This is a genomic window from Candidatus Nitrosopumilus salarius BD31, from assembly GCF_000242875.2.
In the GTDB taxonomy this organism is placed as follows: domain Archaea; phylum Thermoproteota; class Nitrososphaeria; order Nitrososphaerales; family Nitrosopumilaceae; genus Nitrosopumilus; species Nitrosopumilus salarius.
Genome location: NZ_AEXL02000111.1, coordinates 1 through 9,955, shown reverse-complemented (window position 1 = coordinate 9,955; position 9,955 = coordinate 1). Strand labels below are relative to the sequence as shown.

General features: G+C 30.5%; 8 protein-coding genes. 2 read left to right on the top strand and 6 right to left on the bottom strand.

The window, feature by feature from the left end; all coding sequences use genetic code 11:
- The 4 genes from BD31_RS06405 to BD31_RS06390 all read right to left on the bottom strand — a co-directional run.
- On the bottom strand, positions 1-1,219 hold a 1,219-nt coding region (locus BD31_RS06405; RefSeq protein ID WP_008300166.1), incomplete at its 3' end, for an AIPR family protein.
- A 272-nt stretch (positions 1,220-1,491) separates the two neighbouring features.
- The gene (locus BD31_RS06400; RefSeq protein WP_008300172.1) at positions 1,492-2,007 is read right to left on the bottom strand and encodes a hypothetical protein; all 516 of its coding nucleotides are present in this window, start codon (positions 2,005-2,007) and stop codon (positions 1,492-1,494) included.
- A complete protein-coding gene (locus BD31_RS06395; protein WP_081583224.1) occupies positions 2,004-2,546 on the bottom strand; it encodes an AbiV family abortive infection protein in 543 nt (180 codons plus the stop codon). The genes BD31_RS06400 and BD31_RS06395 overlap by 4 nt, the downstream gene beginning before the upstream one ends.
- Positions 2,547-2,650: 104 nt before the next feature.
- Entirely contained in the window at positions 2,651-3,544 is an 894-nt protein-coding gene (locus tag BD31_RS06390; RefSeq protein WP_008300178.1) for a tetratricopeptide repeat protein, read from the bottom strand.
- Positions 3,545-3,705: 161 nt separating this feature from the next.
- Between BD31_RS06390 and BD31_RS10090 the strand changes: the two genes are divergently transcribed.
- Positions 3,706-3,849 carry a hypothetical protein gene (locus BD31_RS10090; RefSeq protein WP_008300176.1) on the top strand — a complete coding sequence of 48 codons (144 nt, stop codon included), beginning with the start codon at positions 3,706-3,708 and terminating at the stop codon, positions 3,847-3,849.
- A gap of 94 nt (positions 3,850-3,943) precedes the next feature.
- On the top strand, positions 3,944-5,911 hold the full coding sequence (locus BD31_RS06385; RefSeq protein WP_008300167.1) for an AAA family ATPase: 1,968 nt from the start codon (positions 3,944-3,946) through the stop codon (positions 5,909-5,911).
- A 352-nt stretch (positions 5,912-6,263) separates the two neighbouring features.
- Here BD31_RS06385 and BD31_RS06380 read toward each other — a convergent pair whose 3' ends face one another.
- Together BD31_RS06380 and BD31_RS06375 are read right to left on the bottom strand one after the other, a co-directional pair.
- Positions 6,264-9,392: an Eco57I restriction-modification methylase domain-containing protein gene (locus BD31_RS06380; RefSeq protein WP_008300180.1), complete on the bottom strand. Its 3,129-nt coding sequence runs from the start codon at positions 9,390-9,392 to the stop codon at positions 6,264-6,266.
- Positions 9,393-9,685: 293 nt separating this feature from the next.
- A partial coding sequence (locus BD31_RS06375; RefSeq protein ID WP_008300162.1) for a hypothetical protein occupies positions 9,686-9,955 on the bottom strand: 270 nt, incomplete at its 5' end.

Here is a 9,955-nt window from a genome sequence, read left to right as displayed (position 1 = left end):
ATTTTCCAGCCTTAAAATTATTAATTATTCTAAAACTCATTGGTTTATGCTTTCTTTCCCAAACTGCATCAGTGTCATATAACCTCCTCTCGCCACTTTTTCTTTCCCAAAAGAATTTTTCATAGTTATTGTCGATATGTTGCTGTATGCTGATTTGTCTTGGTTGATCTGAAGCCATATCTCTAATTGAAATTGCATTTTGTGAATTTGTAAATTTGCTGATATTTCGTTTTAGTTCACCATTTGAATCCTCTTGAATTTCATATAATTTACAAAGTAAATGTACATCATCATTTACATTTTTTCCTATATTTCCTAATGAAACTACAGTTTGACATCCGTTAACAATCTTTAAATTATTTATTGTTACCAGTGTATCATCTAATTTAAAAGAATCACAAACACACGTAATTCCATTATTATATTCAAGGAAATTTTTAGATTCCTCATCATTAGTGGCAGTTTTTTTGATTCCTGAATTAATGTTGGCATCATCTTGTTCGCTCATACCTAAATAGAATCTGGGATTATATTCAAAAAGTGGAATGTAATTTTCTTTTTTTACTTTATTAATTAATTCTGTTCCTTTAATTATTGCAAACAAATTCCTTCGATTTTGATTTTGAAATTCCATTATGGATTCTAATTCCAAAGTAATTTCTGGAGTTTTGGGATGATATACTATGTCATATAGTTTTGATTTGTCTAAACTAATGTATTTGATGTCAAAGTCTTTTTTCCCAATTTTTTTACTAGTGCCATTAAGTGATTCAATTTTATCATTTTGATCTGATGAAAAATCCCCCGCCAAAATTAATTGTAAATGAATTGTAAACTCTTCTTCTCCATCAATGGCATCTATGAATTCATCTTTTTTTGCATCAAAAATCTTATTGCCTGTTACATTTTTATCATATAGAAAAATTGGTGCATTCGAAAGCTTATCAATTTCCGCGGTTTGTAATTTGTGTTCAAGTTTATCACTCCATTTGATTTGACTTATGGTGATTTCTTTCTTCTGTTGATCGATTGTTAAAATATCTATACCATGTTCATGACCTGGAATTCCTATCTCCGCATTATTCGAATCAACTTGAAGAATATGTTCCGCAACCCAGAATCCAAATGCTTGATCATTTGTTGAAAGTTGTTTATCTATTTTGTAATGTTCAAGCTCTTCTATGATTTTACTTGATAAATTTTCAAAATTTCTATTCAATTGAATTGATTAAATTCATATGAACTTAAGAGTATTGTTTATTATCTGGACTTATTTTAAACAATTCTTCTATGATTATTCTCTTAAGGAGACTTATCTCAGATTCTAAACTCTAATTGATTGAAAATTTGTGCCAAAGGAGAGAATGACGTCTCGAAGCACTTTTCTCTCACTTACACTGATCTATTGTAACGAAATTTGTATTTAAGATCGTGTACATTCCACAATAACCATGTTGTAACCATTTTATCTCTCTCGTAATCCTGATGTTGTCATAACAATTCTAAAAACTCATTTGTAGACATAATCTTCACATTCGAAAAAAGATCACTTGGGGCTTTGTGCACTGCCTTGATAGTTTTTGTATATTCAAAAATTCTATTGACTTCATCTATTCTGTCATTATGTGCAACAACAAAACCGTACAATCCAATCATACTAGCATTAGTGATGTCGCCAAGAATGTGTTTTGTTGAACCACTATATACTACCTCGATAGCCAACATGCATCGTGGATTATTGTTTTTTTGCAAGGAACTTGATTCAATCATCTTTTTCAAATTTTGCGGTGCACTGTTCTCAAACACATTTGTAATATTTTCTCTTTCATTCCCTTCACTGACATTAAATGGGCCCACAGCAACATCTATTCGTGGAGCATAAACATCAACATCGGTTGAAAATGCATCAGTTGCATCTTGTGTAATCCTCCATTCCTTTCTAACCTGTTGAAAGTATCTTGACAGTTTTTCAGTGATTTCGTTTTGAAATGACGTACTGGAACTCATGTGACTTTACACCCATGTGTTTTAGGGAAATACCTGACAACTCTTTCCGCCTGTTCCAATGCAAACTTAGCTTCTTTTCTTTTGATTGATTTTGGCATGATGATTTTCTCTCCGTCAAAATCAACATAAAGCCCCTTCTTCTTTAATGGATTTAGTCCCTGTATGAGATAACTGTCTGCTACTAATTTTACAAGATTCTTGTTTGTTTTGAGCAATTTGTAGAGTTTTTCCTGAAACTCTTCTAAGGAATGTACAGGATTTTCTTTGCTGAAATAACCATCATGCATAAGCCCCATCAAATAAGCGTCTCTGGCAGCCAACAGAAGCTTGTTCTTATGATCAGAAATTCGTTTTCTGAAATACGATTTGTTGTCTTTGTTTGGAGTTTCAAACATGAGAATGAATCCTTTCCTGCATTCCTCAATTGCTAAGACTGACAGCGCAGACAACGGACCGTGTAATCTTTTTTCAAAAAGTAACTTAGACGATCTGAGTAATGATTTTGCGTTAATATAACAAGCATGCTGATGATGATTCATAATCTATTTTCAATTTGAACAGATTTATTGTTTGAATCTTAGTTTTTACTTTCTCATCACATTTTGACCTAATTATTCGATTAACCGTATCATCATACTTGTTGTTAGAATTTTGAATTTCTAATTTCTCTCTCCATTTCAAAAGCATTATGTGCCTCATCTGATTTATCTAGATTCTCAAGTGCAATACCTTTGTTCTTCCATGCAACCGCACTATTTGGATCTAACTTTATTGCTTGATCAAATGCCATAACTGCTTCATCATTCCTATTGAGCTTGCCAAGTGCAACACCCTTATCATTCCAAACCGTCGCATCGTTTGGATTAATTTGTATTGCTTGATTAAAACACTCTAGCGCCTCATTGATTCTATTGAGCTTGTTAAGTATAATGCCCTTGTTATCCCACGGCCACATATAATTTCGACTAATCTTTAATGCTTCATCATAACACTCTAGTGCCTCATTCAATTTATCGATCTTCTCAAGTGCAACACCTTTGTTAGTCCACATTCGTACCATTTCTCTTTCAACATTTTTACCAATCTTGTCAAGTGTAATGTCTTTTTTAACACACGCACTAAGATTATTTGGATTAATTTGTATTGCTTGATTAAAACACTCTAGCGCCTCATCATTTCTACCTAAATTATCAAGTGCCATACCTCTGTTATACCATGCTGCATCGTTTGGATCAATCTTTATCTCTTGATCAAATGCCATAACTGCTTCATCATTTCTTCCAAGCTTGCCAAGTGTGATGCCCTTGTTACTCCATGCCCATGCATCGTTTGGATTAATTTGTATTGCTTGATTAAAACACTCTAGCGCCTCATCATTTCTGCCGAGTTCATCAAGTGCAACACCCTTGTTATACCACACGTTCCAATTATTTGGATCTATGTTTAGTGCTTTGTCATACACTTTGAGTGCCTTATGATATTTCCCTTGATTGACAAGTGCAACACCCTTTTCACATAACTCTGTAGCATTTTCCATATCTCATTAAACGATAGTATGACATTACACTTACAGTTTAAAAAAGCATTCAAGCCTATTCTTAGGTACAAAATTGGTTAAATCAATAATTTTAAAAAGAAGATGATACAGATTTATCTTAAAAACATCTTAGAACTCTCTCTTATGACGATAAAGTTGAGTTGCTATCTCCAGAATGGCAATTATTGCAAAAAACATTATCTGAAAAACTTCTTGAGGAATTTGAAGATGACGTGACTCCTTCCTATTCTTATATTGGTGGTGAATTTAATGGGGGAAAAGTGGTTAGAAGAGTCTCCAACTGATTTTAAATACAGTCTAAACATCTTGCAATAAAAGTTCTTATGAATATCATAAATTAGAAGATGGATTTATGAGCTACAAAATACAGATAATATTATGGTAAAAATCAAATCAATAAAACTTCGAGGACTTTATTCATACGAATCTACAACTGAACTGAAATTTGATGATACAAATCTAATCGTAGGTACTAACAATTCAGGTAAATCATCTATTTTCAAGGCTATTGATTTCTTTTTGACTAGTTTAACTGAATATGGATGTGGTGGAATGATGCCATGGAAATCTCAATTATACCATAACATGACAATTAATTTTTCACTATCACTACTTGAAGTACGATATTTACTACAAATTTTGAGTGTTATCCCAAACGATAATTCTAACAGAACTTTTCGTTTGACTACTCATAACATGAACGCTCATTATGAAAACTTAGTTGATGATATATCATTAAAAATTACATGGAAAAATACTCCCTTTCAAGATAGAATTTTAGATTTGGAATACGTTCTAATCATTCCAAAATTATCCATAAAAATTACCAGTATTGGTTATAATCAAGAAACATGGATATCATCATTACAAAATGAAAAAATGAAAGGATTTTCTGATCGTGGAACGTTTGGACAAATGGTAGAAAAAGTAAGACCTTTTTCTCTAGATGATTTTCAAAATCAAATTATTCAGATGAAAGAAACAGACGGTCTTAGAGTTTACCCCTACCCTGTTCCCAATAAATTTGCTGAAAATTCTAAAGAAGCAAGAGAAATTGATTCTACTACCCATATGAGAATAGACATGGTCTTTAGTATGGCTGGAATACGTCCTTCTGATACCTCAGAGTACTCTTTCTTTCTGATGTTGGGTTCTATGTTAAAAACAAAAATTGCATTATTGTCTGACAGTAGAAACTTTCAAGACACCAATGATCTAATAAAACATAATTTTTACGACGATGGTAGTAATCTACAAAACTTTCTTTTTTATCTTAGAAATGGAGATAATCAAGAAGATAAAAAACGGTATGACTTAATTAAAAATGAATTTGAGCGTGTTTTTTCTTCTCAAAACTTGACATTTGATTTAGAAATTATATCTAAAGAACTCAAATCTGATGATGGGTTTGAAAGGAGCACTGGAAAAACAATTCCAGATAAAGTTACTGTAACATTCTCAGATACTATGTTTGGAAGAGAATCTTTGAAGTTTTTAGCAGTGGGATCTGGAATCAGAGAGACATTATTCATACTCTCTAAATGTATTGGACATACTGATGGTATTGTATTAATGGATGAACCTGCATTGAATCTACATCCACTTCAAATTCAAACGTTGATGAGACGAATAATTGCCATCCAAAGTGATCAATCTAATGACAACCAAATAATGATTATCACGCATTCTCCAACACTGGCATCTATTGAAATGCTATCAACTGTTAATGAAATTATTAGAGTAGAACGAATTAGTGATATCAGTACTGTAAATCAACCTAGTAGAGAGGATCGTGAATGGATTCAACAAAATATGGCTACATTTCATTTAATGAAACCTGATATTTTATTTGCAAAATGTGTTATACTTGTTGAAGGACAATCTGATAGAATTTTCCTTCAAACATTACTAAATGAATCTGAAAGATTGGGATTGGAAGACAATGATATTTTCATTTTAGATGTAGGTGGCAAGAAATCTTTCCCCAAATTTGAAACATTTCTGAATATTTTTCAAATACCCTATTTGATATTGGCAGACAGAGATGCTGAAGTCATATTCCAAGATAGAGAAATTTTCATTCTTGATGAAAAGTTTGATGTCAAACAGATTCCTAACGAATTTCAAAAAATTTACATTTTAGAAGAAGATTTGGAGGCATATCTCAGTAAAATCAAGCCCGAATTGTTTAGTGAAGCAGTTACAAAATACTCGAAAAGAAAACCAGAGATTGCATATCATGTAATACAAGGATTACTAAAAAATAAAATTCCATCAGAATTAAAACCGATAATTTTCATATTCCAACATGCATTAAAATTAACAAAGTCTGATGTTTTTGAATGAATGTGAACATGGATCTTAAATTTCATCTATCTCTTCAAAACTCTGTATGATTTATCTCAGACTCTAAACTCTAATTGATTGAAAATTTGTGTCAAAGGAGAGAATGACGTCTCGACGCACTTTTCTCTCACTTACACTGATCTATTGTAACGAAATTTGTATTTAAGATCGTGTACATTTCACAATAACCCACACTTTTAGGCTCAAAAATCTGCGGTCTACTAAAGAAAGACGATACGAGTTCAGACATGGAGCTAAAACTAAAGACGGGTTGAAAAGCGTCAAGGAAATTGTGATTGCAAAAATCACGGTAAACAATCTAGCAGACACTGCATTGGAAAACGAAAAGAGTTTAGGTTTTAATCGTTAACTCATTTTCAATAATTTTAATATCCTCATCTGTCAATTCATACATTTTAAAAACAATCTCGTCAACTTGTTTATCATATTTTTCAATTTTATTTTTTAATTTCAGAACAATAGATTTTTTTCCATTAAAATAATCATCCCACTCATCAAGTTCTTTTAATGATGGTTTCTTTCTTGATTTTTTCGAAACTTCTTTAATAAATTCTTGAAAAGTTAATTTTTGAAAATTTTCAAGATTTTCAGATATCTTATCAATATTAAAAAACTCTTTCACGCGATTCAGTAGTTTTTGTTTTTCAGAGAATAACTTTTCATGATCGTTAATTATTGAAATTTCTAATTTAGTAAGTTCTTTTCTGTAAAGAGGGCTATTTGGAATGGGTATAGTTGAAACATACTGAGAACGATAATCAAAATAACCTCCACGAATTGATGGACAAATTGAACTTAAGAAAAAATCTGTTACTTTAGAATTTAATATTCCTAATAACCATCTTTCATTAAAATGAGCCTGATAGCCTGATGTATTAGGTAGAAAATTAGGCTTTGATATAGCAAAATTTGGAGATTTATTTAATCTAGTGTAGATAATTCCCTCATCCAGATACATTTTCCAATATGCAACATTATCTTGAATTTCATACCATTTGTAAGGCCCAGGCTTTCTTCCTTCTTTCATTCCAGGTTTTTTAGGTTCTAATTTTTTTTGATATTTTTTAAGATGTTTTTCTATTGCAGGGTATTGTGAAATATCTATTCCGCGTCGAGTAAAAATTATGTAATTCCCTTTCCATTCAACCCTAGCACGCTTAACTTCTCTTCCGCCAAGAAATGGAAAGATTACTTCTTTTGAATTTTCATCTTCATTAATTAATTCATTTTTTATAGATTCATCAATTACAAAAGCCTCATCGAAACCAGTTTTTATTCCAGCATAAAATTTTCCATTAACTATTTTTTCAAATGGAGTGGAATCCTTCTTGAGTTTTTCTAAAATTTGTGCGGATTCACTACCAGAAAAACTCCATGAATCCTTCCCTAAAGATGAAATGGGTATTTTTTCAATAATATCTGTTAAGTAATCAGAAAGATTGAAAAAATCTAATGTTTTTACTTTAGCTACGCTAATTGTTTCAGTAGGTTTTGATTTTTTTACTGTTAAAATACACGGATATGTTGATGCATCATCAAAAACTCGTAAATCGCCAAAGTCAATAAAAGATTGAAAATCATAATTTAATAAAAAATTTCGTAACTTTTCTCCATATTCAGTTTTTGCAAATTTATTTGATACAATGATTGAATACACTCCATTTTCTTTTAATAGATGAATGCCTAGTTCGATAAAATAGACAAAAAGATCTGCTACACTATGATAAACTTGGTATGAATTTTTCAAATAGGGTTTAATTTCTTTAAATAATTCTTGACGAATGTAAGGAGGATTTCCAATAACAACATCAAACTTGTCAAATTTCATAATTTCTGGAAATTCATCGTCCCAAGAAAATGCTCGTTCATCAAAAGTTTTGTCATTGATTAAACTATTTCCAACTTTGATATTTTTTGATAACCCAATTAATTTTCTATTATTTGAGGCTAATTTTAAAAACAAACTCAATTGTGTAATTTCGACAGATTCACTGTTAATATCAACACCATAAATATTATTTTCAACAATCATTCGAATTTCTGTTTCTTCATTCCATTTGGTTAATTGGAATTGTCCTCCAGAAGAATATTTTCCTGAAATATCTTTCATAATTTGGATTTCTTTGTGTATCTCTAACAAAACATCAATTGCTTTAATTAGAAATGCTCCACTACCACAAGCTGGATCTACGATTTTAATCTCTTTAAATTTTAATTCTAATTCATCAATGTCTTTTTCATATTCATTGATTAATTCTGGGACAGTTGTAACTCCAGATTTTGATAAATATGGTATGATTGCATTTCTACAGATATAGTCTGTTACATATTCGGGAGTATAGAAAACACCTTCTTTTTTTCTCCGCGTAACACCTTCTTTTTTTAATTCTTCTAAATCCGAAATAGATTGTTCAAAAATATGTCCTAAAATATTGACGTTTACATCAGAATTAAAATCAAAGGAATCCATTAACAAAAGATTTGTAATTATTGGATTCAACTGATTACGATATTTTTTGATTATTCCCTGTGCCTTTTCATTTAATTTTGTTGATTTTTGTAATTTTGAATACTGTCTAACCTCTGCAAAGAATTTGGGATCTTTTAGATCAAAGAAGAATATTTTGCTAGGTAAAACCCCACTAAACAGTCCTCCATTAAATCCAAAAACCCCTAAAGATTGGGACCCTTTGTCAAAAGCAGTAAAAAGTTCAGTTATTTCATCATAAACTTTTTTTGAATGTTCAGTAGACTGACCAGATTCTAGAAGCTTTAAAATTCTATCTGAAAATAATTGTTTGTTTGAGAGAAAACCTTTGTCTTCAACAAAGAAAATGAAAATTAATCTATTTAAAAATAATTGAGTAAAGTAAATTGCTTCATTATTTGTTACATTTTGTTTTTCTTGGAATGCCTTAATTAACATCAAACGAGTTTCATGGAATAATTTGTAAAATTCCTCTGTAAATTCTCGTTCTTCAGTGACAGATTTATCATATAATTTTTCAACAAATCCTTCAGTAATTATTCTCTGTTTTGAAAAAATACCGATAAACTCTTTTAATTTATCTTCATTTTTATTAATTGAATTAAAATTAAATAAATGATATTTTGAATATCCAAATTGTTTTGTAATTAAAACAAAATCTTCATAGTTGGTACATATTCCATAATCTAATCCAATACTACCCATATAGTCCCATGTCTGTTTGATTGGAGTTTCATGTTCTTTTTTTGTTCTATGTTGAATACTAAAGAGATCTTTTGTAGACGTTCCTTTTGCTTCAAAACATAAAATTTTTTTCCCTTCGGAGTTAGAGAATTGAAATTCTACATTATCTTTTTCAAAATCAAGTTCTTTTATTGGATAACCCAAAATATCTTGTAAAACTATTTGCATGAATTTTGGATAATTACTTTTTTCATCTCCTAATTTTTTTCTTGTAAAAGTTGTAACCATTCTATTGCTGCTTTTTTCTGCTTTGCAGAGAGTTGTATTTCACTACAAAGCCGATCAATAGTTTTTTGATTAAATAGAGATTCTTGAGTTGTCACAAATTTTCTATATTCGTTATTAACTTAAGCGTATCCTCAGCCACTTACAACACGAACATTTCTTAATTCTGGAATAAACTCGATTGTAGAGGTTGGAATTACTTTGATTACATTACCTACTGACCTAATCTTTGGTTCAAGTTGCAATATGATTATTCCATCATAAAATATGTTGAAGAAAACAGCATGATTTTGGGCTTACTTTTCTTCTTTATTTTCAATATTTGTTTTTTGCAATATCCTATTGAATTCTTTATCCATAATTTCTTTAGATACTCCAATTTTTGATTGCTCAATACTTTTAGATCTCCAAGATTTTACCACCTCTTGAAACACATCTTTCATTTTCTTGGAAATTCGTTCATTTGAAGGGATATAGAGATCCATGTAGATTTCCCAATCTTGTAAAGGTTTTATTTTAGAATATTTTTCATCTTCTACATCATTGAGTTCAATGAGGTAGTTTTT

What these genes read in the sequence shown, in the direction of transcription:
- BD31_RS06400 (WP_008300172.1), bottom strand. Translation starts at nt 2,007, where the DNA reads ATGAGTTCCAGTACGTCATTTCAAAACGAAATCACTGAAAAACTGTCA.
- BD31_RS06395 (WP_081583224.1), bottom strand. Translation starts at nt 2,546, where the DNA reads ATGAATCATCATCAGCATGCTTGTTATATTAACGCAAAATCATTACTC.
- BD31_RS06390 (WP_008300178.1), bottom strand. Translation starts at nt 3,544, where the DNA reads ATGGAAAATGCTACAGAGTTATGTGAAAAGGGTGTTGCACTTGTCAAT.
- BD31_RS06385 (WP_008300167.1), top strand. Translation starts at nt 3,944, where the DNA reads ATGGTAAAAATCAAATCAATAAAACTTCGAGGACTTTATTCATACGAA.
- BD31_RS06380 (WP_008300180.1), bottom strand. Translation starts at nt 9,392, where the DNA reads ATGGTTACAACTTTTACAAGAAAAAAATTAGGAGATGAAAAAAGTAAT.